Annotated in this window: 22 protein-coding genes; 9 read left to right on the forward strand and 13 right to left on the reverse strand. The window is 72.1% G+C overall.

Going from position 1 to position 24152, the window contains the following annotated elements; all coding sequences use genetic code 11:
- Positions 1 to 132: 132 nt before the first annotated feature.
- Entirely contained in the window at positions 133 to 1458 is a 1326-nt protein-coding gene (locus tag OG858_RS04630) for an extracellular catalytic domain type 1 short-chain-length polyhydroxyalkanoate depolymerase (RefSeq protein ID WP_319065174.1), read from the reverse strand.
- A 441-nt stretch (positions 1459 to 1899) separates the two neighbouring features.
- Here OG858_RS04630 and OG858_RS04635 point away from each other — a divergent pair, with 441 nt between their 5' ends.
- Together OG858_RS04635 and OG858_RS04640 are read left to right on the forward strand one after the other, a co-directional pair.
- Complete coding sequence (locus OG858_RS04635; RefSeq protein ID WP_319065173.1) at positions 1900 to 2877, forward strand: pectate lyase family protein; 978 nt, start codon at positions 1900 to 1902, stop codon at positions 2875 to 2877.
- 36 nt (positions 2878 to 2913) lie between these two features.
- On the forward strand, positions 2914 to 3696 hold the full coding sequence (locus OG858_RS04640) for a pectate lyase (RefSeq protein ID WP_086753253.1): 783 nt from the start codon (positions 2914 to 2916) through the stop codon (positions 3694 to 3696).
- A 120-nt stretch (positions 3697 to 3816) separates the two neighbouring features.
- Here the strand turns inward: OG858_RS04640 and OG858_RS04645 are convergent, their stop codons facing one another.
- Positions 3817 to 4398, reverse strand: a complete 582-nt coding sequence (locus tag OG858_RS04645; protein ID WP_086753255.1) for an Rv1733c family protein — start codon at positions 4396 to 4398, stop codon at positions 3817 to 3819.
- Between the two features lie 236 nt (positions 4399 to 4634).
- On the opposite strand from OG858_RS04645, the gene OG858_RS04650 reads away from it, so the two are divergent.
- The 4 genes from OG858_RS04650 (at position 4635) to OG858_RS04665 (ending at position 8686) form a co-directional block, all read left to right on the forward strand.
- Positions 4635 to 5720, forward strand: a complete 1086-nt coding sequence (locus OG858_RS04650) for a WD40/YVTN/BNR-like repeat-containing protein (protein ID WP_086753257.1) — start codon at positions 4635 to 4637, stop codon at positions 5718 to 5720.
- Positions 5721 to 5917: 197 nt separating this feature from the next.
- Positions 5918 to 6595 (forward strand): uracil-DNA glycosylase, encoded by a 678-nt coding sequence (locus OG858_RS04655; RefSeq protein WP_037690795.1) that lies wholly within the window; start codon positions 5918 to 5920, stop codon positions 6593 to 6595.
- On the forward strand, positions 6592 to 7569 hold the full coding sequence (locus tag OG858_RS04660) for an N-acetylglucosamine kinase (protein ID WP_319315960.1): 978 nt from the start codon (positions 6592 to 6594) through the stop codon (positions 7567 to 7569). The genes OG858_RS04655 and OG858_RS04660 overlap by 4 nt, the downstream gene beginning before the upstream one ends.
- Before the next feature lie 193 nt (positions 7570 to 7762).
- On the forward strand, positions 7763 to 8686 hold the full coding sequence (locus OG858_RS04665; protein ID WP_086750965.1) for a sirohydrochlorin chelatase: 924 nt from the start codon (positions 7763 to 7765) through the stop codon (positions 8684 to 8686).
- Positions 8687 to 8791: 105 nt separating this feature from the next.
- Here OG858_RS04665 and OG858_RS04670 read toward each other — a convergent pair whose 3' ends face one another.
- Entirely contained in the window at positions 8792 to 9844 is a 1053-nt protein-coding gene (locus OG858_RS04670) for a lactonase family protein (RefSeq protein ID WP_327723287.1), read from the reverse strand.
- A gap of 313 nt (positions 9845 to 10157) precedes the next feature.
- Positions 10158 to 11645, reverse strand: coding sequence for an FUSC family protein (locus OG858_RS04675; RefSeq protein ID WP_319262025.1), 1488 nt, complete (start codon positions 11643 to 11645; stop codon positions 10158 to 10160).
- A 258-nt stretch (positions 11646 to 11903) separates the two neighbouring features.
- On the opposite strand from OG858_RS04675, the gene OG858_RS04680 reads away from it, so the two are divergent.
- Together OG858_RS04680 and OG858_RS04685 are read left to right on the forward strand one after the other, a co-directional pair.
- On the forward strand, positions 11904 to 12392 hold the full coding sequence (locus OG858_RS04680) for an Lrp/AsnC family transcriptional regulator (RefSeq protein ID WP_319065248.1): 489 nt from the start codon (positions 11904 to 11906) through the stop codon (positions 12390 to 12392).
- Between the two features lie 20 nt (positions 12393 to 12412).
- The gene (locus OG858_RS04685) at positions 12413 to 13099 is read left to right on the forward strand and encodes an HAD family hydrolase (RefSeq protein WP_086752752.1); all 687 of its coding nucleotides are present in this window, start codon (positions 12413 to 12415) and stop codon (positions 13097 to 13099) included.
- Between the two features lie 76 nt (positions 13100 to 13175).
- Here the strand turns inward: OG858_RS04685 and OG858_RS04690 are convergent, their stop codons facing one another.
- The 4 genes from OG858_RS04690 to OG858_RS04705 all read right to left on the reverse strand — a co-directional run bounded on the left by OG858_RS04690 (position 13176) and on the right by OG858_RS04705 (position 18645).
- Positions 13176 to 15821 (reverse strand): immunoglobulin I-set domain protein, encoded by a 2646-nt coding sequence (locus tag OG858_RS04690; RefSeq protein WP_319262028.1) that lies wholly within the window; start codon positions 15819 to 15821, stop codon positions 13176 to 13178.
- A 193-nt stretch (positions 15822 to 16014) separates the two neighbouring features.
- The gene (locus OG858_RS04695; protein WP_327743127.1) at positions 16015 to 16554 is read right to left on the reverse strand and encodes a hypothetical protein; all 540 of its coding nucleotides are present in this window, start codon (positions 16552 to 16554) and stop codon (positions 16015 to 16017) included.
- Positions 16555 to 16758: 204 nt separating this feature from the next.
- The gene (locus OG858_RS04700) at positions 16759 to 17742 is read right to left on the reverse strand and encodes an HtaA domain-containing protein (protein ID WP_327743128.1); all 984 of its coding nucleotides are present in this window, start codon (positions 17740 to 17742) and stop codon (positions 16759 to 16761) included.
- Between the two features lie 105 nt (positions 17743 to 17847).
- Entirely contained in the window at positions 17848 to 18645 is a 798-nt protein-coding gene (locus tag OG858_RS04705) for an LPXTG cell wall anchor domain-containing protein (protein WP_319065167.1), read from the reverse strand.
- A 77-nt stretch (positions 18646 to 18722) separates the two neighbouring features.
- Here OG858_RS04705 and OG858_RS04710 point away from each other — a divergent pair, with 77 nt between their 5' ends.
- Positions 18723 to 19796, forward strand: coding sequence for a heme/hemin ABC transporter substrate-binding protein (locus tag OG858_RS04710; protein ID WP_406194800.1), 1074 nt, complete (start codon positions 18723 to 18725; stop codon positions 19794 to 19796).
- A 269-nt stretch (positions 19797 to 20065) separates the two neighbouring features.
- On the opposite strand, the gene paaE is transcribed toward OG858_RS04710, so the two are convergent.
- The 5 genes from paaE to paaA all read right to left on the reverse strand — a co-directional run bounded on the left by paaE (position 20066) and on the right by paaA (position 24023).
- A complete protein-coding gene (gene paaE / locus OG858_RS04715; RefSeq protein ID WP_328545120.1) occupies positions 20066 to 21268 on the reverse strand; it encodes a 1,2-phenylacetyl-CoA epoxidase subunit PaaE in 1203 nt (400 codons plus the stop codon).
- Positions 21268 to 21774 (reverse strand): 1,2-phenylacetyl-CoA epoxidase subunit PaaD, encoded by a 507-nt coding sequence (paaD, locus tag OG858_RS04720; RefSeq protein WP_319065164.1) that lies wholly within the window; start codon positions 21772 to 21774, stop codon positions 21268 to 21270. The genes paaE and paaD overlap by 1 nt, the downstream gene beginning before the upstream one ends.
- Entirely contained in the window at positions 21768 to 22595 is an 828-nt protein-coding gene (gene paaC / locus OG858_RS04725) for a 1,2-phenylacetyl-CoA epoxidase subunit PaaC (protein ID WP_319065163.1), read from the reverse strand. The genes paaD and paaC overlap by 7 nt, the downstream gene beginning before the upstream one ends.
- A 10-nt stretch (positions 22596 to 22605) precedes the next feature.
- The gene (paaB, locus tag OG858_RS04730; protein ID WP_028796737.1) at positions 22606 to 22872 is read right to left on the reverse strand and encodes a 1,2-phenylacetyl-CoA epoxidase subunit PaaB; all 267 of its coding nucleotides are present in this window, start codon (positions 22870 to 22872) and stop codon (positions 22606 to 22608) included.
- A gap of 146 nt (positions 22873 to 23018) precedes the next feature.
- Positions 23019 to 24023, reverse strand: coding sequence for a 1,2-phenylacetyl-CoA epoxidase subunit PaaA (paaA, locus tag OG858_RS04735; RefSeq protein WP_256960546.1), 1005 nt, complete (start codon positions 24021 to 24023; stop codon positions 23019 to 23021).
- Positions 24024 to 24152 lie beyond the last annotated feature (129 nt).

Below are 24152 nucleotides of genomic sequence, written 5' to 3' on the forward strand. Positions count from 1 at the left end.
GGCTGCTGAGCGGTTGCAAGGGCGGTGCCTTTCTCCGGAGGTCGGGCAGGACGAACGAGGTCCGGGCGCGCGCCCTGTCGGCACACGCCCGGACGGCCGGTCGGATCGAGACGAAGGTCAGGTCAGGTCACGTCAACCGCGCGTGCACGCCGTCCCGTTGAGCGAGTACGCCGAGGGTGCGGCGCTGTTGCCGGTGTGGTTTGCCTGATAGCCGATGCTGACGCTGGCGCCGGGCGCGATCGCGGCGTTGTAGGTGGCGTTGGTCGCGGTCACGGCACCGCTCGCGGGGCTGTATGTGGCGCCCCAGCCGTTGGTGACGGTCTGTCCGGAAGGCAGGGTGAAGCCCAGCTGCCAGCCGTTGACCGCCGTCGTACCGGTGTTGGTGATGGTCACGGACGCGGTCAGACCCGTGCTCCAGGCGTTGGTGGTGACGGCCACCTTGCAGGGGCCGGCCGGGGGCTGGGGCGCGGGGCCGGAACCGTTGAGGCCGAAGAAGGTGAGGACGCGCTCGGCCATGCCCCAGGCGTAGAGGTTGTGGCCGGTGCCCTGCAGGCTGATGGCCTCGACGGGGGCGCGGTCACCGGTGCCGCCGTAGCGGGTGCGGGTCCAGCCGGACTGGGGCGAGTCGGTGGCGGCCGGTGTCTGGCCGACACCGTGCACATTGGTCCACTGCTTGATCTCCTCGCCGAAGTTCGGGTAGCGCAGCACGTCGTCGGTGGTGCCGTGCCACAGCTGCATACGGGGCCGGGGTCCGGTGTAGCCGGGGTGGGCGCCGCGGACGAGGTCGCCCCAGGCCTGCGGGGTCCGTGTGATGGTGCCGTTGGCGCAGTCGCTGTTCCACTCGGAGCCGTTGGTGGTGGCGAAGCAGGCGAAGGGCACACCCGCGAAGGCGGCGCCGGCGGCGAACACGTCGGGGTAGTCGCCGAGCAGGACGTTGGTCATCATCGCGCCGGAGGAGATGCCGGTGGCGAAGACGCGGTCGGTGTCGGCGTCGTAGGTGCGGACGGTCCAGTCGACCATGGACTTGATGCCCACGGGGTCGCTGCCGCCGCCACGGGTCAGCGCCTGCGGGGAGGCGACGTCGAAGCACTTGCTGCTGCGGGTGACGGACGGGTAGACGACGATGAACCCGTACCGGTCGGCCAGCGAGGCGTACTCGGTGCCGTTGTACATCGCCGGCCCCGAGCCGGTGCAGTAGTGCACGGCCACCACGATCGCCGGGTTCGCGGTGACGCTGTCCGGGACGTACAGGTACATCTGCAGGTTGCTGGGGTTCGTGCCGAAGCCCGTGATCTCGGTGAGCGCGGCCCGCGGGGCGGCCTCGGCCTTCGCGGCCGCCGCGGCGGCCGCGGGCGCGGTCAGGAGCGTGGCCGCGAGCAACGGCAGCAGCGCTCCCAGCAGCGCGACGAGCACCGAACGCAGCGGTCCGCGCGCCCGGTCGTGGGGGGTGAGGGTCACGTCGTTGTGCCTTCCTGTGACGGGATCGGCAGTGGGCGAGAAGTCGCTTCGGGTCAGCGGGAGAAGCATCGTGACATGCACATGGTTGCCATGGAAGCGCTCCCACACGTCGAAAGAATTCGCCGCCGCCGACCCGCCACTCCCGGCCGGCGCACCCGCCGAGCGCGGCCGAGCGCCCTCACCAGGCCCGACCCAATGTCTTTTGCGCAAAGCGTTGACTAGAAAGCGCTTGCCCCCTACGTTCCGTTCAGCAGTGTGAACCGGCTGCCGACGCCCCACCCCAGGGCAGCGCACGCCGGAGCCAGGCACCTCAAGGGAAACTGCTCCACCTGCACCACCGAGGTCGACGCCACTCCTCTTCCGCTCGCACGCGTCGGCCATGGGAGTGACTTTCATTCATATACATGACCCCGCAGGCTCTCCCTGAAGGGACGCACCCGCATGCGTACCGTCCCCCCACGTACACAGGCGCAAAGATCAGCTCTGGTGGCTGCGGCGGCCGCCCTGGCGACAGCCGCCGTCCTCGTCCTGCCGCACTCCGCCGGCGCGGCGGAGACCTCCCCGGTCGGCTACGGCGCCGGGACCACCGGCGGCGGCAGCACCACCCCGGTCACGGTCTCGACGCTCGCCGCCTTCAAGAGCGCCGTGACCGGCAACGCGGCCAAGGTCGTCCGCGTGAACGGCCTGATCACGCTGAGCGGCCAGGTGGACATCGGCTCCCACACGACGGTGCTGGGCGTGGGTTCGTCGTCCGGGTTCACCGGCGGCGGTCTGCGGATCAAGGAGGAGACCAATGTCGTCGTCCGCAACCTGAACATCAGCAAGCCCCTCGCGCCCGCCGACGGGATCACCGTCCAGGAGTCCACGAAGGTGTGGATCGACCACAACTCCTTCTCGGCGGACCGCACGCACGACAAGGACCACTACGACGGCCTGCTGGACATCAACCACGGCTCGGACAACGTGACGGTGTCCTGGAACACCTTCAAGGAGCACTTCAAGGGCTCGCTCGTCGGCCACAGCGACAACAACGCCTCCGAGGACACCGGGCACCTGAAGGTGACGTTCCACCACAACCACTTCGGCAACGTCCACTCGCGCATCCCCAGCCTGCGCTTCGGCACCGGGCACTTCTACAACAACTACGTGGACGGCGCCGAGACCGCCTGCCACTCGCGCATGGGCGCCCAGATGCTCGTGGAGAACAACGTCTTCCGCAATACGGGAGTCGCGGTCACCACGAACCGCAGCAGCGACGTGGACGGCTACGCGAACCTGCGTGGCAACGACCTCGGTGGGGCCACCACCGAGGTCTCCCGGGTGGGGAGCTTCACCGCCCCGCCCTACGGCTACACCGCCGAGCCCGCCTCCTCCGTCGTCGCCTCGGTGACGTCGGGCGCGGGCGCCGGAAAGCTCTGACCCCCCATCCGCTCGGACCACAGAAGGAATCGGGACATGACTTCTGCAGCACGCCCGCGGGCCCGCACCCGCGCGCTGACCGGCACGTTCGCCGCGTTCAGCCTCTCCTTTGGCATGATCATGACTAGCGGAGCAACTCCGGCGAACGCCGCCACCTGGCCGTCCGCGAACGGCAGTCAGCCGGTGTCCTCCACCATCTCGGTGTCCGGCACCCGGGACGGCGGCATGGTCCGCTACTACGGCAGCGGCGCCCTGGCCGGCGACGGGCAGGAGGAGGGCCAGGACCCGATCTTCAAGCTCGCGGCCGGCGCGACGCTGAAGAACGTCATCATCGGCGCACCCGGCGCCGACGGCATCCACTGCGAGGGCAACTGCACGCTGCAGAACGTGTGGTGGGAGGACGTCGGCGAGGACGCGGCGACCTTCCGGGGCGGCTCCACCTACACGGTGACCGGCGGGGGCGCCAAGAAGGCGGCGGACAAGGTCTTCCAGCACAACGGGCCCGGCACCCTGAACATCTCCAACTTCGCGGTCAGCGAGTTCAAGACGCTGTACCGCTCGTGCGGCGACTGCTCCACGCAGTACACCCGCAAGGTGAACCTCAACAACATCGAGGTGACCGGGACGGGCTCCACCGCGCGGCTCGTCGGCATCAACGTCAACCGGGGCGACGTCGCGACCCTGCGGAGGATCACGATCCTCAACGACAGTGGCCGCAAGGTCGTCCCGTGCCAGAAGTACAACAACAACGCCACCGCCGGCACCGGCCCCGACAGCACCAACTGCTTGTACTCCTCCTCGGACATCACCTACAGGTGAGACCGCTCATCACCCACCGGTGAGTCCCCCGGCGGCCGGACGAAGCCTCCCCCCACGGGCCTCGTCCGGCCGCCGGCCGTGCGCGGGGCGATCGCCGTCACGGCCGCGCCCCGCCCGTCCTCACCAGATCTTGCGCTCCCAGAGCGGGCCGATCCGCTCCCACTCCTCGTCCCACTGGTCCATCCGCCGCCGCTCCATACGGCCGCGCACGAGTCGGCCGCCCACCAAGGGCACGGCGGCCACGAACACGCCCGCGAGACCACCGACGAGCGCGGCGCGCAACCGGGCCTGGGACTCGCCGGCAGGCTTGGTGACCAAAAGGCCCTCGGCGTCCGTCCAGACGGTGACCGGGGCTCCCATCATGCTCGCGGGATCGACCCGGGCCTGCCCCTCGTGGGCGGAGCCGTCCGGCGCCGTCCAGCGGACCTTGCCCCACACCTTCTCCGTGCCCGTACCGCTCGGGCCGGACGGCTCCGGCGCGTCCTCGGTGAGGACCGCGTCGACGGGCCGCCACTCGGCGCGCTGCCGGGCGAGGCCGGACTCGACGGAGTCGGCGGCCATGAGGCCCATGGCCACCCCGCCGAACAGTGTCAGGGTCCAGGTGATCAGCACGACCCAGGACTCCAGCCGGTCGCTGCGCCTTCTGAGCGGGTTACGCCGCCATCGCCACAACCACACCTTCGGACCACGGAATGCCACCATCGGGGGCACCCTCCCTCGCACACGCAGGACTGCCGGACCGCTCTCCCATACGGCGGCGGCCCTCCCCCTGCTCATGCGATGTGGGTCACCCCGCCCCGCCCGGGCGGTCCCAGGCCCGTGCACGAGCCGCCTCCACGCCCGCTGACCTGCTGCGAAGGCGTCTCAAGGGGTGACTGTCAGTGGTGGGGTGCAGACTGGCCCGTGACTGAGACGACGATGTCCAGGAGGTGGCCGAGATGGCTGACGTACTGCTCACGGTAGGCACGCGCAAGGGATTGTTCATCGGACGGCGGCGCAGCGGCGCATGGGAGTTCGACGAGACCCCGTACTTCAACGCGCAGGCGGTCTACGCGATCGCCGTCGACACCCGTACGGACACCCCCCGACTGCTCGTCGGCGGCGACAGTGCCCACTGGGGCCCCTCCGTCTTCCACTCCGACGACCTCGGCCGCACCTGGACCGAACCCGCCCGGCCGGCCGTCAAGTTCCCCAAGGACACCGGGGCCTCGCTGGAGCGCGTGTGGCAGCTGCACCCGTCGGCCGCCGAGCCGGACGTGGTGTACGCGGGCACAGAACCGGCCGCGCTGTACCGCTCCGAGGACCGGGGGGTGACCTTCGAGCTGGTACGGCCGCTGTGGGAGCACCCGACCCGCGACAGGTGGGTGCCGGGCGGGGGTGGCGAGGGCCTGCACACGATCCTCACCGACCGGCGCGACGCGCGCGCGATGACCGTGGCCGTCTCCACCGCCGGGGTGTTCCGCACCGAGGACGGCGGGGCGAGCTGGGCTCCCTCCAACTCCGGTGTCTCCGCGGTGTTCCTGCCGGACCCGAACCCGGAGTTCGGGCAGTGCGTGCACAAGGTGACCCGGGACGCCGCGACCCCCGACCGGCTGTATCTGCAGAACCACTGGGGGGTGTATCGCAGCGACGACGCGGGCGGGCACTGGGAGGACATCGGCGAGGGCCTGCCCTCCACGTTCGGGTTCACGGCGGTCGCCCATCCGCACCGCGGTGACACCGCCTACGTGTTTCCGATCAACGCCGACGCGGACCGCGTCCCGGCCGACCACCGCTGCCGGGTCTTCCGGACGGCCGACGCGGGAAAGAGCTGGGAGCCGCTGTCGGCGGGGCTGCCTACGGAGAACCACTACGGCACGGTGCTGCGCGACGCGATGTGCACCGACGACGCCGACCCGGCCGGCGTGTACTTCGGCAACCGCAACGGCGAGGTGTACGCGTCGGCCGACGACGGCGACAGCTGGCGGCAGTTGGTGTCGCACCTGCCGGACGTGCTGTGCGTACGCGCGGCGGTCGTCGGCTGACACGGAGACGGAAGGAGAGCAGGGAGAAAGCCGGTTGTCCACATCGCCGGTCGGGTCGTTCACGTCGTCCGTCGTGCGCCCGTACCGTCCACCAAGTCGGCCCGGAAACGGTCGTGTTCGACATCGGGACGGTCGCTATCGATCACCCGTCGGCCACCGGTTGATCGTCATGACCGTTACGGCAGTAGGGTGACGCCGTGGCACCACGACCGTTGCATGAGATCGTCGAATCCGGCTGGGCGAAGGCCCTCGAACCCGTGGCCGGGAGGATCGCCGAGATGGGCGACTTCCTGCGCGGGGAGATCGCCGCGGGGCGCACCTATCTCCCCGCCGGATCCAACGTCCTACGGGCCTTCCAGCAGCCCTTCGACGACGTCCGCGTCCTCATCGTCGGGCAGGACCCCTATCCGACTCCGGGGCACGCGGTGGGGCTGTCCTTCTCGGTCGCGCCGGAGGTGCGGCCGCTGCCGGGCAGCCTGCTCAACATCTACCGGGAGCTGAACACCGACCTGGGGCTCTCCCAGCCGTCCAACGGTGACCTGACGCCCTGGACGCAGCAGGGCGTGCTGCTGCTCAACAGGGCGCTCACCACGGCCCCGCGCAAGCCGGCCGCGCACCGGGGCAAGGGCTGGGAGGAGGTCACCGAGCAGGCGATCCGGGCGCTGGCCGCGCGTGGGCGTCCCCTGGTGTCCATCCTGTGGGGCCGTGACGCCCGCAACCTCCGGCCGCTGCTGGGCGACCTCCCGTCCATCGAGTCCGCCCACCCCTCCCCCATGTCCGCCGACCGGGGCTTCTTCGGCTCCCGTCCCTTCAGCCGCGCCAACGACCTGCTCACGAGGCAGGGCGGTGCTCCCGTGGACTGGCGCCTGCCATGACCGGCGGCGAGCCCCCCGTCGTGCTCGCCGTGGACTCCGGTGGCTCCGGAATGCGGGTGGCGCTGGCCCGGGGCACCGAGGTGCTCGGTGGGCCGACGGCGTCCGGGGAGCCGGTGCGGACCGGGGCGCGCGGCATCGACGCCGGGCATCTGCTGGAGCGGTTGCTGCCCCTGGCACGGCGGTTGCTCGACGACGCCGGGTGCGAGCACCCCGCCGCGGTGGCCGTCGGGGCCGCCGGGTTCGCGACGCTCGGCGAACAGCTGCGTGCCGAGCTGCCGTCGGCGCTGTCGCGCGAGCTGGGGGCCCGGCGGATCGCGCTGGCGGCCGACGCGGTCACCGCCTACACCGGCGCCCTCGGTGTACGGCCGGGCGCGGTGATCGCCGCCGGTACGGGGCTCATCGCGATCGGCACGGATCTGCGGAGCTGGCGTCGGGCGGACGGCTGGGGCCACCTGCTCGGGGACTGCGGCGGCGGGGCGTGGATCGGGCGGGCCGGGCTGGAAGCGGCACTGCGGGCGTACGACGGGCGGACCGGTGGTTCGGCCCGGCTGCTGGCGCGCGCCGAGGAGGTGTTCGGCCCGATGGACGGGCTGCCCGGCCTGCTCTACCCGAGACCGGACCGCCCGGCGGTCCTCGCGTCGTTCGCGCCCGAGGTTGCCGCCTGCGCCGGGGACGACCCGGTGGCGGCGGAGATCCTGCGCGAGGCGGCCCGGCACATGGCCGACGCTGCGGCCGCCGTCTGCCCGGCCTCGGGCGAGCCCCGAGTGGCCCTGACCGGCGGCCTGTCCAAGCTGGGCGGTCCGCTGCTCGTGCCCCTGGAGGCGGAGTTGGCGAAGCGGTTGCCGCACGCGCCGCGGGTGTCGGCGGAGGGGGATCCGCTGGTCGGCGCCGTGCGTATCGCGGTCGCGCTGGCGGGTGAGGGACTCGAGTTGCCGTACGACGAGCGGATGTTGTACGTGGTGGCTGAAAAATAGTACCTGAAACGGGGAGCATTTCCGCTTGTCGGACAAGCATTACCGTGCACCCCCAAGAGCACCTCTCGGCAGATAAATGCGGCATTGATCGGTCCTGATCGGCCCGTAACTCATCAGACAAATCCGGACGGATACCGTTCACCTGCACCCTCCCCGAACAGGGGAGCCCAAGAAGCCAGTAACATGCGGCGCCATGAGCTCCCCCACTGGGCCCGCGTCCGGCCTGCCAGTACGAATGCCGCGACCCCGCCAGCCCGGGCGGCACCGCCGCCCGGAGCCCCTGGCGGCTCCCGAGGGCGCGCCCGCGCTCGTCCTCGCGGTGCCCGGCACGCCCAGCGCCGCCACGCGCAGCCTCGCCGAGGAGGTCGTGAGCATCGCGCGTTCCGAGCTGCCCGGCCTCGACGCCCGCATCGGTTACGTCGACGGTGGCGCCGACGAGTTCCCCACACTGCAGTCGGTGCTCACACGTGCCGCCGAGGAGCGCACCGCCCGTTACGAGCAGGCGCGCGCCGCCGGCCTGGACGTCAAGGAGCCGGACGGCCTCGTCGCCGTCGTCGTGCCCCTGCTGGCCGGTCCGGACAGCGCCACGCTGCGCCAGGTCCGCCAGGCCGTCATGGAGAGCCGTATCGCGGCCGAGCTGACCGACGTTCTCGGCCCGCACCCGCTGCTCGCCGAGGCTCTGCACGTGCGCCTGTCCGAGGCCGGTCTGGCGCGTGCCGACCGGGCCCGGCTGTTCACCGTCGCCACCGCCGCGGACGGCATCGTCCTGGCCACCGTGGGCGGCGAGGAGGCCGTGCAGGCCGCCGGGATCACGGGCATGCTGCTGGCCGCGCGGCTCGCCGTGCCGGTGATGGCCGCCGCTCTCGACCAGGAGGGCTCGATCACCTCCGTGGCCGAGCAGCTGCGCTCCTCGGGCTCACAGCAGCTGGCGCTCGCGCCGTACCTGATAGGGCCGGAGATCGACGCCGGCCTGATCGAGGCCGCCGCGAAGGAGGCGGGCTGCTCCGCCGCCGAGGCGCTCGGCCCCTACCCGGCGATCGGCAAGCTGGCGCTCGGCAAGTACACCACCGCGCTCGGCATCGCGCCGCAGCAGCCGCAGGGCATGCCGGTCCGCTGAAGTCCGGTGCAGTGATCCCGGACCGCGACCCGTACCGCCGAGGGCCCGCTCCTCTCGTAGGAGCGGGCCCTCGGCCGTACGCACACCGATGTCGTGCGGGCTCTCTCAGACGTCCAGGACGACGCAGGCAGCCGCGGGCGCCTCGATCGAACCACCGCGTACCGGTACACCCGTGACCGGGTCGACCGTGAACCAGGTGACGTCGCCGGAGCGCTCGTTGGCCACGTACAGCCTCCCGGCCGCGTACGTGAGGGCGCGCGGCCAGTGGCCGCCGCAGGGCACGGTCGTGACCAGGCGCAGCCCGGCGCCCTCGACGGCGAGCACGGACACGACGTCCGTACCGCGGGTGGCCGTCCACACGAACCGACCGTCGGGGGACACCACGACGCCCGAGGGGTACGCGTCGCCCTCCGGGGCTTCCTGAAGCACCGACACCTCTCCCAGCGCCTCCAGCAGGCCGTCAGAGGCGTTCCAGCGGCACACGGTCACCGTGGGGGCGAGTTCGTTCAGCACGTAGACGTACGAACCGCCCGGTCCGCCGGGGTGGAAGGCGAGGTGGCGCGGTCCCGAGCCCGGCCTCAGCGCCGTCTCGCGGTGCACGACGGGGACGCCGCCCTCCAGCCCGCACACCCGCACCGAGTCCGTGCCGAGGTCGACGGCGAGGAAGCGGTGCCCGCCGGGGGCGGGCAGCACCTGGTGGGCGTGCGGTTCCTGCGGGCTGCGGGGGCCGGGCTCCGACGCGGTGTGCCGGAGCGTTCCGGACGCGGAGGCCGCGAGGGTGCCGTCGGGGCGCAGGGGGACGGCGGTGACGCTGCCGGAGCCGTAGTCGGCGGTCAGTACGTGGCCGTCGTGCAGACACAGATGGGTGGGACCGTCACCGACCGCCACCGGGGGTCCGGTCAACTCGGGCCTGTCGCCCGTCACCCGGTAGACGGCCACGGTTCCCTCGGGCCGCTCGCTGACCGCGTAGAGGGTGTCCCCGTCCGGCGAGAGGGCGAGGTGGGACGGGTCGGGGACGTCGTTTGCGCCGCCGAGGACGGTCAGTGCGCCGCTCTCCTCGTCCACCGCGGCGGCGAGGACGCCGAGGCCGCCCGCCGACGTGAACGACCCGATGTAGGCCCGCCGTCGCCTGCCGCGTGCCGTCGTCGCTGGTGCCATTGCCCGTCCCCTCACCGCTCGCCCTTGTGCGGGCGAGGGTAACAGCAGGTCTAGACCAGATGGGTTGCGCCCCCGCCGCCCCTACCCGTCCCGTCCCGTCCCCAGGGGCTGCCGCCCCTTAAGACCCCGCGCGCCATAGAGCTCGGGGGTGAGGTGCATCGGCGCGTGCGGGTCGTGTGGGGTTGCTCGCGCAGTTCCCCGCGCCCCTTGGCAGCACGGGGTGCGCCCGGGGCTTTTGAGAGGCGCGGGAACCTGTGTGGCCGGCCTTCCCAACTCTCCCACTGCCGAGAACGCACCCCTGGGGTCGGACCGGTCAGGCGCGGGCCGGGGCGGAGGCGTGCAAGGGGTGGGCCAGTTCCGCGAGGGCCCGTTCCAGGGCCTGAAGGTGGGCGAGGGCCTGATCGGCGCGCGGGTGATGACCGGGGGTGGCCGCGTGCGCCGGGGCGGGGCGCTCGGGCACCGCGCCGACCAGGGCCTCGACGGCCGACTCGACACGGCGGCAGGCAGCGGTGAGACGGGCGTCGTGGGAGGCGTCAGGGTCAGCGGCGACGGCAGCGAGGCCACGGGTCTCCCGGGCGCACTCGTCGAGCAGGGCGAGCACCCGGCGGGCCCGTTCCTTGCGCGGGCGCAGCGGGTTGAGCGGGTGGACCAGGGGCGCGAGGGACATCCGTACGCGTCCGAGGAGCGCCTCCAGCTCCGCCACGCGCGGTGCCGGGTCCGCGGCCGGGTCCCCCGCCAGGCGTCGGGCCGCTGTCGCGGTGCAGCCGTGCACCGCGTGCAGGGCCCGCCGCACCCAGCGGTCGGTGACGGCGTGCGTGGTGACCGGCAGGATCAGCGCCACGGCGAGCGCGGCCCCGAGCGCGCCGACCCCCGTCTGCGCCAGGCGGAGGCCGAGGAGTGCCGGATCCAGGACGCCGAGGAGGCCGTAGAGCAGGCCCGCCATGACGGTGACGCACAGCATCATCCAGGAGTACGACACGGCGGCCGTGTAGAAGATGCCGAAGACGCACACGGCGACCAGTGCGGCGGTGGGCGCCGGGGAGCCGTGCAGGGGAACGGCGACCAGGAGGCCGACGAGGATTCCGGTGACCGTGCCGAGGACGCGTCGGAAGCCGCGGACCAGGGTCTCGCCGCGCGAGGTGGTGTTCACGAAGATCCACCAGGCGGTGCCGACGGCCCAGTACCAGCGTTCCTGCGAGAGGACCTGCCCTGCGGCCATCGCGAAGGCGCAGGCGGCGCTCGTCTGGAAAGCCTGGCGGGTGGTGGACCGGGCCAGTCCGCGGCCGTCGCCCGGGGCGGGGGCCGGGGCCGGCGGGCGGCGCCGCTCGATGCACCAGACGCCGAAGCGCACGGCCGAGGAGGCGGCCAGCGCCAGGGTCATCGCCGTGTACAGCTCGTGCAGTTGGCCGGGGACGGCGTGCAGGAACTGGGTGACGAAGAAGGTCATGAAGGCGAAGATGCCGAGCGCGTGGCCGCGCGGGCCCCAGCGGCGGGCGTGCACGCCGCAGAAGATCACGACAAGCCAGACCGCGTCGCGCAGCGCGGGCACGTCGTGCAGCACCGTCGCGAGGGCCAGGACCGGGAAGCCCGCGGCGGGCAGCAGCGCGGTGGTGACCGCCTGGCCGCGCACCGTCGGATCGGCGACCGTGAACAGTGCGAGGAGCGCCGCGAGCCCGCCCGTGATCGACGCGGTCAGCGACAGCCCGGCCAGCTCGGACGCGGCCACCGCGAGGCCGATGGCGAGCACCGCCCGCAGTGAGACCCGCAGCCGCAGCAGCCCCGGGTCCGGAGCCATGAACATCCTCTTCACCGCCGGCCGCCCGCCCCTCTCCCGTTCGGTTTCGGCCCGTGCGGGGCCCTTCGAGATCGACCACGCCCTCACGGCACGGAAATGGCGCCGCGGGCACGGACCGGCCTCATTGCCGTCCTGCGCTGCGCGGCGCCATCGATGGTCATCAGGAAAGCATCAGAGTTCCGATGGCTCAACCGGCGTCCGGGCGACTGGGCCATTGGTACAGTTTCTCCCGATCGCCGCATGCCGGAGAGAGGCCAACGGACCATGGCCGTGGACGAGCTCGACACCCGCATCCTGCGGCTGCTGCTGGAGCAGCCGCGCACCAGCGTGCGGGAGTACGCCCGCATCCTCGGCGTCGCCCGGGGCACCCTCCAGGCCCGCCTCGACCGGCTGGAACGCGACGGTGTGATCACCGGTACCAGCCCGTCGCTCTCCCCCGCCGCGCTCGGTCACCCGGTGCTCGCCTTCGTGCACATCGAGGTGACCCAGGGGCACCTCGACGACGTGGGGGACGCGCTGGCGGCCGTACCGGAGATCATCGAGGCGTTCTCGATCACGGGCGGCGGCGATCTCCTGACACGGGTCGTGGCCCGGGACAACGCGCATCTGGAGGACGTCATCCAGGCGCTGATCAGCCTGCCGGGCGTGGTGCGCACGCGTACGGAGGTGGCGCTGCGGGAGCGGGTGCCGTACCGGTTGTCGCCCCTGGTGGAGTCGATCGGCTCGGGAGCGGGCAGACCGGCCAGAAGCTGACTGCTGACATGCTGAAGTCCATCAGCACGCTCGGCAGCACTGCGGTCATCTTCGATCTCGACGGAACACTCGTGGACAGCGAGCCCAACTACTTCGAGGCCTCACGTGAGTTGCTCGCCGCCCATGGAGCACCGGGTTACACCTGGCGGGACAACACGCGGTACGTCGGCATCAGCACCTGGGAGACGCTGGGCCTCTGGCAGAAGAAGTACGCGATCGAGGCGCCGCGCGCCGGGCTCGTCGACGAGTTGAACCGCCGCTATCTGGAGCGGGCCCGTGCCTCCACCCCGGTCTTCCCCGAGATGCGGAAGTTCGTGGAGCTGCTGGCGGCCGAGGGGGCGCCCATGGCCGTGGCCTCGGGGTCGTCGCGCGAGGCGATCGAGGTGGTCCTCGGCGGCACGGGGCTCGACGCGTTCGTGCGGACCATGGTGTCGGCGGAGGAGGTCGACCGCGGCAAGCCGGCGCCCGATGTGTTTCTGGAGGCCGCCCGCCGCCTGGGCGTCGCCCCGGCCGACTGTGTCGTCCTGGAGGACGCGGCGCCGGGCGCGGCAGCCGCCCACGCGGCCGGGATGCGGTGCGTCGCGATTCCCTATGTCGCCGACCAGGCGGACGACCCGGCGTTCGCGACGGCGGGGCTGCTCGTGCGGGGCGGGCAGCGGGAGTTCGCGGCGCGGGAGGCGTACGACTGGATCGTGGCGTCGGGGTGAGACGCCCGAGAGCCCGGTCCGCCGACATGCTCGGCGGACCGGGCTCTCGTTCTGTTCCGGTTCTTGTCCGGGTGGATCAGGCCGCCGTGCCGCGCCCCGTCGCCCGCGCCCGGCGGTGCAGGATCCAGCCCGTCACGGTGAGCGCCGCGGCCGAGGCGGCCACACCGAGGACGGTCAGGCCGGTGGTGGCGAGGCTGCCGCCGCCTCCGGTGGTCGTGGTACCGCCCGTGCCGCCGCCGGAGGTGCTGCCGCTGCCTCCGCCGGACGTGGAACCGCTGCTGGTGCCGCCGGTGGACGTGGCGCCGCCGGTGTCGCCGCCGCTGTCACCGTCGTCGCCGCCGTCGTCGGTGTCCACCGGGTCCTGGCCGACGAAGGCGACCGGGACCTTGACGTCCTGCGAGCGGTCGCCGGACAGGGTGTGGTCCGCGCGGGTGGCGAGGACACAATCGGCCTTGAAGCAGTCGGTGTACTCGTCCTTGGCATCGACGGTCAGCTCGACCTCGAACGTGCCGCCGTCCTCGTACGGGATCGCCAACTCCTCGCCGTAGTCCGGCGGGTTGGAGGAGATCCATGCGGAGGAGTGCGACCCGCCGGTCATGTCGACGCCGCCGATGCACGGGGTGGGCAGTTCACCGGCGCCGTTGTCGACGCAGAGGGCGACGTAGATGCCCTTGTCCTCGTCGTAGCCGGAGCCGGTGACCTTCAGGGTCTGCTTCTCGGTGGCGAGGTTGTTGACCGGGGTGACGGTGAGCTTCTGGCCGTCGGAACCGGTGACGGTCTTCGTGCCGGAGGGCTCGTCGTCCCCGCCGTCCCCGTCCCCGTCGCCACCGCCGGTGGTGTCGTCGGCCTCGGTGACGGTGAGGGTGAAGGGCGAGGTGCGGGTGGTGCCCACGACGTTGGTGAACACGGCGCGGTACTCGTAACCGTCGTGCGCCGCCTTCGCCTTGAAGGTGTACGTGTTCTTCGTCGCGCCCTCGACCACGGACCAGGTCTGGCCCCCGTTGACACTGACCTCCCACTTCACGGTGGGTTCGGGTGTGCCCTCGGCCGCCGCGACGAACGAGACCTCGTCGCCCGGTGCCACGGTCCTGTCGGTCGGGGACTGGGTGACCCTGGGGGACATCCGGCGGTCGAGCTTGGTGATCTCGCCCTCGGAGGGGCTGCTGACGTAGACGGTGGTGCCGCCCGGGGCGACGGCGACGGAGGCCGAGCCGTTCTGGGAGTCGTTGTCCGCCAGCTTCGTGGACGCGGCGGCCTCCGCGTAGGTGGTGGTGTCGTACACGCCGAGGTGGCTGGTGTTGTCGCCGCCGTTGCCGGAGTCGCCGTTGTCCTGCCAGACGACGAAGGCACGGCCGGTTGCGGTGTCGAAGGCGATGTCGGCGGCGTCGTCCGGCCCCTCGATCGCCTTCAGGAACTTGGCGTCCTTGTCGTAGACGCGCACGGTGTCGCCGCTGCCGACCCAGGCGTTGCCGGTGGCCGGGTCCGCCTCGACGAACTGGACGTTCGCGGAGGGGAGTTCGGCAGTGGCGGTGACGGTGAAGGAGTCGGTGTCGACGCGGCGCAGGGTGCCTCCGGCGGATCCTGCCGACCAGGCGGCCCTGTGCGCCTGGTCGGCGCCGAGCACGGAGCCGCCCTGAAGGGTGAGGGTGCGGTTCTCCAGCGGGACGGCGGTGGCGATGTCGGCCTCGGAGAGCTGCTCTCCCTGGGCGACCAGGACGGTGGTGTCCTTGGTGCCGGGGCCGATCCCGGTGATGTTGGCGCCGATGATCCACTTGCCGGCGACGGCCGCATCGCCGGGCTTGGCGGTGCCGATGCCGCGCAGCGCGAACTGAAGGACGGCGCCGTCACCGGAGAGCGGGGCGGCGATCCGTACGACGGCCCGGGGAGCGAGCGTGCCGGTGGTGCCCGGGGCCTGGGCGATGTGACCGAGGCTCTTGCCGTCCGCCGGGTCGAGGACGTGCAGGCCGCGCTCGTCGACGTCCCCGGAGGCGGCGAAGTTGTCCGAACCCGCGTACAGCTTCTTGGACTCCGGGTGCAGCAGAAGGTCGTTGACCTGGCCGGCCGCCGTGAACGCGGCGGACTCGACGTAGCCGACCGTGCCGGCGGGCACGTCCTCGCCCTCGCCGCCGTCGTCCCCGCCGCCGGTGTCCTGGCCCTCGAAGGTGACGGGGACGCGGACGTCCTGGGAGCGGTCGCCCGAGTTGCGGTGGTCGACGCGGGTGACGACGGAACAGACGACCTGGGTGCAGTCGACGCCGTTGTCCTTGGCCTTGATGCCGATCTCGACGTCGAAGGTGCCGCCCTCGCCCCAGGCGATGGCGAGGTTGCCCTCGTACTGGTCGCCCTTGGGGACGATCCAGTGCGAGGAGTTGCCGGTGCCGCTCTCGTCGGCGCCCCCGATGCAGGGCGAGGGGATCTTGCCGTCGCCGTTGTCCTTGCACAGGGCGACGTAGATGGCCTTGGACGTGTCGTAGCCGGAGCCGGTGACCCTCAGCGTCTCATCGTCGGGATCCAGGTTCGCGGAAGCCGAGACGGTCAGTTTCTGGCCGTTCGAGCCGAGGCCGGTCCTGGGGGTGTCGGCGGCCTGGGCGGCGGTGCTCACCGTGACGGCCGTGATCGCGGCGGCCACCAGGGCGGCGGCTCCGAGGAGCGCCGCGGGGCGTCTCAGCCGCGGTCGGGCCGCGCCGCCCGGCCGCCGCCGGTCCGTCGTGTCGTCTGTCATGGGTTCCTCATTCGTCGGGTGCGCCCCGCACCCGGGGGACGCCTGGGCCTGTCCGGCGGATCAGGTCGCAGGGAAGGGACAGTGCCCTGGTACGCCGAGGAGCGGGGCCATGGGGGTCCCTCCCGCTCGGGCGAAGCCGCCGGACAGGTCCCGGGGCCGGGCCCCGTGGTGAAGGGCCCGGCCGTAGGAGTGGCTACTGGAAGGTGACGGGGGCGTGGACGTCGTACTTCCGGTCGTTGCTGTCGAAGTGGTCGGCGCGGGTCACGACCGCGCAGGTGACGTCCTCGCCGCAGACACTGCCGTCGTCGAGGGTGGCCTTGACGAAGATGTCGACGCTGAAGGTGCCGCCGGTGCCGAACTTGGAACTGTTGGCGAACAGGCCGCCGAACGTGTTGTTGATCCAGTGCGAGGCGCCGGTGGAACCGGACTCGTCCTGGCCGCCGAGGCAGGGGGTGGGCTTGTTGGCGCCCTGGGCGCCGTTGACGACACAGAGGCCGACATAGATGCCCTGGGCCGTGTTGTAGCCGGAGCCGGAGACGGTGACGACCTGGCCCGACGCGGCGGCCGTGTTCGGCGCGGTCAGGGACAGGTTGTAGGTGGTGCTGCCGTCGACGATCGTACGGGTCGAGGTGGCGGCGGAGGCCGAGGTGGCGAGGCCCAGGGTCAGGGCGGCGGAGGCGGCGACGGCGAGACCGGCGCGGGCGGCGGTACGGGCGGAAGGAACGACTCTCATCAGGAGAGCACCTTTCTCGTAAGCGGTGGGCGGGGGGAGGCACGGGCCGTGCGACCCGCGCCTGCCCCAGTGGGAACAGGCCGGCCGGTCCCATTTCCACTTAGGGAAGGCTTACCTAATCTTGCCCATGATCTCTTTGTCAACAGAAAGCAAAGGAAGTCGCAACAGACCTTCACGTCACCGGTGTTGACCGGCTCCCGACGCTCAGGAAGACGCCTCGCCGTCGAGCACGGTGAACGGCGCGGCGGCCTCGCGACCTCCGGTCACGGAGTACAGCCGGACCGTGTGCGCACCCTCGGCCGCCGTGTCGTAGACCGGGAAGTCACGGGCGACCTCGCCCGAGTCGTCGGCCACGGCCTGATAGCGGGTGTCGTCGTCGATCGCGACCAGCACGACCTCACCCGGCTCGAACCCTTCGCCGGTGACCCGTTGTCCGGCGCCCGCGGCCAGGCTCGCGAGCCGCACGGCCGCGGAGGGGGTCGTCTCCGCCCGCTGCTCCGCCCCCTCGGATCCGGTCGTCGTGTCGCTCGCGTCCGGGGTGGGCGAGGGGGCACCGCCGCCGGACTCGTCGGCCGCCACATCCTCCGGCTGCTGTTCGGCACCGGAGGCTCCCGTGCCCACGGTCACGTCGAGCGGGGCGAGTTCGTCCCCCGCCGCGTACGATCGGCCGCTCCACCCGGCGAGCAGCTCGGCGCCCTCCACGGTCAGCGACACCCGCAGGCCCGACCAGGTCGCGCCGCCGCTGCGCACGGTCGGCGCGGCGGTGCCCGCGCCGACCTCGGCCAGCGTCAGGTCGCCACTCTCCCCCGCCCGTTCGGCCCGCACGTCGAGCGTGCCGGTGCCGCCGTCGAGCCGCAGGCGCAGCTCGCCGAGGGTCAAGGCGCCGGTGCCGGTGCCGCCCAGACGGATGGATCCGTTGAAGCCGACGTCGGCGTCCCCGGCTTTCGGGGTCGCGCTGCCGCCGTCGACCGGGAACCAGGTCCGGCCGCCGGAGCCGCGCACGGCGGGCGCCTCGGCCGTCACCGTCACGTCGGTGCCGGTGGACGCCCCGAACGTCGGGCCCCAGCTCACGAACCCGCCGGACACCGCACCCGGGGCCCCTGCCCCCTCCTGTGCCGTCGCCGTGCCTTGGCAGAGCAGGGCGAGCAGCGCGCCCGCCGCCGTCGCGGTGGCACCAGGTCTGTTCATCACCTCGAAGTCCTCCCTGAAATCCGGAATGCCGACCGTGAGATCGACGGGACACCCCTGCGCGGGGCGTCGACCGGCTTGTGTTCGGCTGACGTCGACATGCCGTCAGGTCGGGCCCGCGCCGCCGGGCGCGGTGGTGGTACGGCGTCGGCGCGCCCAGACCCAGGCCGCCCCGCCGGCCGCGACAAGCCCGACCGCGGTGATGCCCAGCGGCACGGCGGCACTGCCGGTGCTGGCCAGCGGGTCGTCCGACGTGTTCGTGTCGCCCGACGTGCCGCCGGTGGTGCCGCCGGTGGTGGTCGCGCTCGTTCCGGCCGACGGGGTCGCCGTGCTGTCGGCGCCGGAGTCGTCGCCGCTGCCGCTGTCGGCCCCGGCGAAGGTCACCGGGATACGGACCGTCTGGCTCTGGTCACCGCCCCTGGTGTGGTCGTTGCGGGTGATCACGGAACAGGTCACACCCGGTTCGGCGCAGTCCGTGTTGGCGTCCTTGGCCCGCACCTCGACCTGCACGGAGAACGTGCCCTTGTGCCCGGCACCCTTGTACGGCTCGGCCAGCCCCTCCCCGTACGAGGGCGGGTTGGAGGAGATCCACACCGAGGAACCGGAGTCGCCGGACATGTCGACGCCGCCGATACAGGGAGTGGGGGTCCTGCCGGCACCGTTGTCCACGCAGAAGGCGACGTAGACGCCCTTCTCGGTGTTGTAGCCGGTGCCGGACACGGTGACCGTCTCGCCGTTCGGGTCGAGTCCGGAGGATTTGGAAACGGTGAGCCTCTGGTCCTCCGGGCCGGTCGCGGAGCCGCCGGCGGCCACCGCGGAGGGGGCCGGGAACAGGATCAGGGCACTCGCGACGGCGACGGCCGCCGGGACTGCGCGCAGGGCTCGTAGGCCACATCTGTGCATCGGTGTCAGCACTCCCACCCTCGGTAACTCAGGTAAGGCTAACCTAAAATAACGAACACCTGATTCAAACGGTAGACATGGAAGGCGGTTCGATGCGAAGGTCCGGAAGTCCTCAACTCACCATCATGCGCAGGGGAGTTGCCGCACTCACCGTTGCTTTCGCAATGCTTGCGACCGGATGTGCAGGCAGCAGCAAGGAAGGGGAAGCAAAGGCGGCGAACCACTCGGCGTCGTCCGCGAGCGCGCGGGCTGCCGCGGCCCAGGAACAGTTGAGGACCAACTCCGTCGTCCCGCTGAAGGGCGAGGCGCCGACGCCCGAGCTGCCCGTCACCGTCGACTCCTCCGACGGCCGCAAGGTCACCGTCGAGGACGCCTCACGGATCCTGCCGCTCAACGGGGGCATAGCGGAGATCGTGTTCACCCTGGGCCTCGGTGACAAGGTCGTCGGCCGGGACATCACCGCGACCTTCGCGGAGGCCCAGGGCCTTCCCCAGGTGACCAAGGCACACGACGTGAGCGCGGAGAGCGTGCTCTCGCTGGAGCCGACCGTGGTGCTCGCCGACACCGACACCGGGCCCGGCGAGGCCGTCGACCAGATCCGTGAGGCCGGGGTCCCCGTAGTCGTCCTCGATCCGGCCAACGACCTCTCCGACGTGAGCACCCGGACCACGCGGGTCGCCGAGGCGCTGGGCGTCCCGGCCGCCGGCAAGGCGCTCAACCAGCGCTTCGCCGACGACCTGAAGGCGGCGCGGGCTGCCGTGCCCGAGGGGAGCAGCCCCAAGGTGGCGTTCCTGTACATGCGTGGCTCGGCGGCCGTCTACCTCATCGGCGGGAAGGGCTCCGGGGCCGACTCCCTCATCGCGGCGGCGGGGGCGGAGGACGCCGGGGTGGTGGCCGGGCTGGACAAGCCGTTCACGCCGATCACCAGCGAGGCGCTCGTCAAGGCTCAGCCCGATGTGATCCTGATGATGAGCAAGGGGCTCGAGTCGGTCGGCGGTGTCGACGGGCTGGTGGAGATTCCCGGCATCAGGGAGACCCCGGCCGGGATGGACCGTCGGGTGGTGGATCTGGAGGACGGCGTGTTGCTCAGCTTCGGGCCGCGTACGCCGTTGGTGATCGACATTCTGGTGGAGCGGTTGCACGAGGGGTGACGGCGGGTGGGGTCGGTTGGTCGGGCGCGGGCGGGTGGATGGAGGCGGTCAGTCGGGCGCGGGCGGGGTGGGGGCGGTCAGTCGGGCGCGGGCGGGCGGGGGCCGGTCGCGCAGTTCCCCGCGCCCCTGAGAAGCAGGGGCTGCGCCCCGTCCTTTCGGCCCGCAGGGCCTGGTCCTTCAGGCCCGCAGGGACTGGTCCTTCAGGGGCGCGGGGAACTGTGCGACCAGCCCCCATCCACCCGCACCCGGCGATCCGGCCTCAAGCCCCCTCACGTGTCGTAGTCGACCGTCAGCGTCTCCGACACCGGGAACGACTGGCAGGTCAGGACATAGCCCGCGTCGACCTCGGCCGGTTCGAGGGCGAAGTTGCGGCGCATGTCGGCCTTGCCGTCGGTGACCAGGGCCCGACAGGTGCCGCAGACACCGCCCTTGCAGGCGAAGGGCAGGTCGGGGCGGGTGCGTTGGGCGCCTTCGAGGATGCTCCGCTCGCGGGACAGCGCGGAGGTGGTGGAGCGGCCGTCGAGGGTGACGGTGACCTCGCTGACGGGGCCCTCGGCCGCGGCCTCCTCGTGCCGGGTCTCCCGTACGGGCTCGTCGTCGGCGTAGAACAGCTCTTGGTGGACGCGGTCGTCCGGCACGTCGAGTCCGGCCAGAACCCGCTGGGCGTCGCGGACCATGCCGTGCGGGCCGCACAGCCACCAGTGGTCCGCCGTGTCGACGTCGACCAGGGAGCCGATGAGCGCGGAGAGCCGATCGGCGTCGAGGCGGCCCGACAGCACCTCGGCCTCGCGGGGTTCGCGGGACAGGACGTGGGCGAGCTGGAAACGGGCCGGGTACAGGTCCTTCAGGTCGGCCAGTTCGTCGGCGAACATCACCGTGCCGCTGCGGCGGTTGCCGTAGAAGAGGGTCACCGTCGAACCGGGGTCGGCGGCCAGTACCGACTCGGCGATGGAGACCATGGGCGTGATGCCGGAGCCCGCTGCGATCAGCACGTGGTGGCCGGGGGCGGCGAGGTCGGGGGTGAAGGACCCGGTGGGGCCCATGACCTCGACCGTGTCGCCGGACCGCACATCGTTCACGAGCCACGACGAGAACAGTCCGCCCGGCACGACCCGCACACCGATACGCGGCGCCGAACCGGCCGGCGAGCAGATCGAGTACGAGCGGCGTTCGTCGCGTCCGTCGATCTCACGCCGCAGTGTCAGCGACTGGCCCGGCGCGAACGCGAACTCCTCCGCCAGCTCGGCCGGGATCTCGAACCCCACGGCGACGGCGTCCTCGCAGAGCGGCTGCAGCGACGCGACCCGCAGGGCATGGAAGGCCGGGCGGCGGGTACGCGGGCGTACCGCCGGGGCCGGGGAACCGGCCGGGGCAGGCGCGGGGGAAGAGGCCGAGGCCGGAGCTGCGGCACCCGCCGGGGCCCCCGGCTCCGTGCGCAGGCCTCCCGTCGGTTCTTCCTTGAGGCCTTCCATCAGATCTCCTTGACGTACTCGAACGGCTCGCGGCAGGCGCGGCAGCGCCACAGGGACTTGCAGGACGTGGCGGCGAAGCGGGAGGTCTCCTCGGTGTCCGCCGAACCGCAGCGAGGGCAGGCGACCGTGCGGCGGGTGGGCGACAGCAGGAGGGGGACCGGGCCTCTGGGGGCGGCTCCGGGCGGGGCGATGCCGTGCTCGGCGAGCTTGCGGCGGCCGGCTTCGGTGATCCAGTCGGTGGTCCAGGGCGGGTTCAGGGCCGTGCGGATCCGGACCCGTTCGTACCCGGCGGCGCGCAGCCGGGCCGCCACATCCGCGCGCATCTCGGCCATGGCCGGGCAGCCGGAGTACGTCGGGGTCAGGCTCGCGACCACCGTGCCGTCCTCGGTCAGCTCCACGTCCCGCAGGACGCCGAGGTCGGCGAGGGTCAGCATGGGCAGCTCGGGGTCCGGCACCTGCTCGGCGATGTGCCGGGCGCGCCGCGCGTCGGTCGGCGTGGTCACCATGTGGCCTCCGGGTGGGCTCGGGCCACGCTCTGCAACTCGGCGAGCAGCGGCGCCAGATGCTCGGTGTGGTCGCCGGTGCGGCCCGCTCCCGACAGCGGCCGGTACACCGGCATCGGCAGCCCGGCCGCCTCGGTGACCTGGCGGAGCACGGCGGCTACCTCGTCCCGTACGTCGCAGGCGGTGAACAACTCGCCGAAGTACGGGGCCACCTGCTCCATCGCCCTGCGGATACGCCGATGTGACTCCTCCGTGCCGTCGCCCAGCCGCACGGCCCATTCGGCGGCGTACTGCCGGTGGTACGTCAGTTCCTTGACGCCCTTGGCCGCGATCGCCGCGAGGACCGGGTCGGGGTGGCCGGCGAGCTGCTCGAAGTGCGCGAGGCGCCACGTGGACAGGACGAGCAGCCGGACGACGGTGAAGGCGAAGTCGCCTCCCGGGAGTTCGGCGAGGCGGACGTTGCGGAAGTCGTCGGCGTCCCGGAAGTAGGCGTACGCGTCCTCGCCGCGTCCGGTGCCGTCGACCTGTCCGGCGCGGGAGTACAGCAGACGGGCCTGGCCGAGGAGGTCGAGGCCGATGTTGGCGAGGGCGACCTCCTCCTCCAGTTCGGGCGCGCGGGTGGTCCACTCGGCGAGCCGCTGGGCGCAGATCAGGGCGTCGTCGCCGAGGGCCACGCAGACCGCGGCCAGCGCACCGGCGTCCACACCCTCGGGCACCGTGGTGTCCACGCCGTGCAGCGGGTCCTCGAAGCCGGTGCCGTACGCCCAGCGGGCGTCGTCCTCGTGTCCCTCGGCGAGGGTCAGGTAGACGTGGTCGTCACTCATGCCCTGCTCCTCAGATGTGCGGGACGTCGTCGGGGATGTCGTAGAAGGTGGGATGGCGGTACACCTTGTCGGCGCTGGGCTCGAAGAAGGGGTCCTTCTCGTCGCGCGTGGAGGCGGCGATGTGTTCGGAGCGCACCACCCAGAGGGAGACGCCCTCGTTGCGGCGGGTGTAGAGGTCGCGGGCGTGGGTGAGGGCCATCTGGTCGTCGGCTGCGTGCAGCGAGCCCACGTGGACGTGGTTCAGGCCACGCTTGCCGCGCACGAAGACCTCGTACAACGGCCAGTCACCCTTGTCCGGGCGGGCCGTGCCACCGCTCTCCGTCCGGGCCGTGCCACCGTCGTTCGTCCGGGCCGTGCCACCGTCGTTCGTCCGGGCCGTGCCACCGTCGTTCGTCCGGGCCGTGCCACCGTCGTTCGTGCCGGTCATGCCGCCGTCCCCTTCCGGGCTCGCTCGCTCTGCCTGGCGGCGTGGGCGGTGGCCGCCTCACGCACCCAGGCGCCTTCCTCGTGGGCGGTCCGCCGCCGTTGCGTCCGCTGCTCGTTGCACGGTCCGTCGCCGGTGATCACGCGCTTCAGCTCGGCCCAGTCGGGGGTTCCGAAGTCGTGGCGTCCGCGCTCCTCGTTCCAGCGCAACTCCGGGTCGGGGAGGGTGACGCCGAGCTTGTCGGCCTGCGGGACGGTCATGTCGACGAAGCGCTGCCGCAGCTCGTCGTTGGAGTGCCGCTTGATCTTCCAGGCCATCGACTGCGCGGAGTTGGGCGAGGCGTCGTCGGGCGGGCCGAACATCATCAGCGACGGCCACCACCAGCGGTTCACCGCGTCCTGGACCATCTCGCGCTGCGCCTCGGTGCCGCGCATCATCGTCAGCAACAGCTCATAGCCCTGCCGCTGGTGGAACGACTCCTCCTTGCAGATCCGCACCATCGCGCGCGCGTACGGCCCGTACGAACTCCGGCACAGCGGCACCTGGTTGCAGATCGCCGCGCCGTCCACGAACCAGCCGATGACACCCACGTCGGCGAAGCTCGCCGTCGGGTAGTTGAAGATCGAGGAGTACTTCTGGCGGCCTTCGATCAGCCGCCGGGTCAGGTCCGCGCGGTCCGCGCCGAGGGTCTCGGCCGCCGAGTACAGATAGAGCCCGTGGCCCGCCTCGTCCTGGACCTTGGCGAAGAGAATCGCCTTACGGCGCAGCGAGGGCGCCCGGGTGATCCACTCGCCCTCCGGCTGCATGCCGATGATCTCCGAGTGCGCGTGCTGCGCGATCTGCCGGACGAGCGTCTTCCGGTAGCCCTCGGGCATCCAGTCGCGCGGCTCGATCCGCTGGTCCCGCGCGATCGTCGCGTCGAAGTGCTCCCGCAGCGCGTCCTCGGCGTCCTGGGTCCCCTCGGAGTCCTGGGACGGCACCCCTGCGGAGTCTGTCGTCGTCATCGATACCAGCTTCCCAACCGACCATTCGTTCGGTACCAGTGTGACGTGATTCGAGCGGACGGGCAAGACCCGCACGCCCCTCCCTCGCGATCAGCGCCTTCTTGACAGCTGCCGACAGCCCTGGATTAC

It is taken from the genome of Streptomyces europaeiscabiei (assembly GCF_036346855.1).
Classification (GTDB): domain Bacteria; phylum Actinomycetota; class Actinomycetes; order Streptomycetales; family Streptomycetaceae; genus Streptomyces; species Streptomyces europaeiscabiei.